Here is a 721-nt window from a genome sequence, read left to right on the forward strand (position 1 = left end):
ACCGCCATCCCGGTCAGCGCCATCAGCGCCGCCCCCGAAGGCGCCGGGGGACCGGGCAACCTGCTCGGCGGCATGCCGCTGGCCGGTATGGGCTCCGGCACTCACGCCGGCGCCGGACCCCGATACGGATTCCGCCCCACCGTCATGGCCCGACCCCCCTTCGCCGGATAGCCACCGGTCGCTTCTGGCAGCGTAGGAACACGCTTTAGCGCGCGAAAAGTGCCGCGCTAAAGCGTGTTTCGCGTTGCGCCCGACGAACCGCTTCATGGCGGAAGGCTCGCCCCGCCGCACGGTCGGCCCCTGCCCCCGCCGACGCCGCTGGGGCCTTTATCTGCGACCGGATTTTTTGTCCCGCGCCCGGGTTGATCCGCTCTGGCTGGGCGGGATCCCTTGTCGATGGAGGTAGGGCCGGCTTCCCGTTCCCGCAGGTAGGTGGCGGCCCGCTAACGCGGGCGTCCGTCGGCCCCTCATTGCGCGCATTCCCCGCGGCTGGCTGAAAATGGGTGCGTTCCTCGCCGACCGACGCGTCACCGGCAACGAGGAGATGGCGCGGCGCTCTAGCCTTCGCAAACAAGCGCATCGCTTGAAATCAGCCATCCAAAAAACTCGCAAGGGAAACACATGGTTCGAGCCGGGGGGTTCGTAGGTGTTTGACTTCGGGGCGTTACCGCCGGAGGTTAATTCCGGTCGGATGTATGCGGGTCCGGGTTCGGGGCTGCTC

The 721-nt window shown here is 68.0% G+C and carries 2 protein-coding genes; both read left to right on the forward strand.

Annotation, left to right across the window (positions count from 1 at the left end; genetic code table 11):
• On the forward strand, positions 1-171 hold a 171-nt coding region (locus A5756_RS25650; protein WP_197505810.1), incomplete at its 5' end, for a PE/PPE C-terminal domain-containing protein.
• Positions 172-646: 475 nt separating this feature from the next.
• A partial coding sequence (locus A5756_RS26550; protein ID WP_232005387.1) for a PPE family protein occupies positions 647-721 on the forward strand: 75 nt, incomplete at its 3' end.

This window comes from Mycobacterium sp. 852002-53434_SCH5985345, assembly GCF_001667155.1.
In the GTDB taxonomy this organism is placed as follows: Bacteria; Actinomycetota; Actinomycetes; order Mycobacteriales; family Mycobacteriaceae; genus Mycobacterium.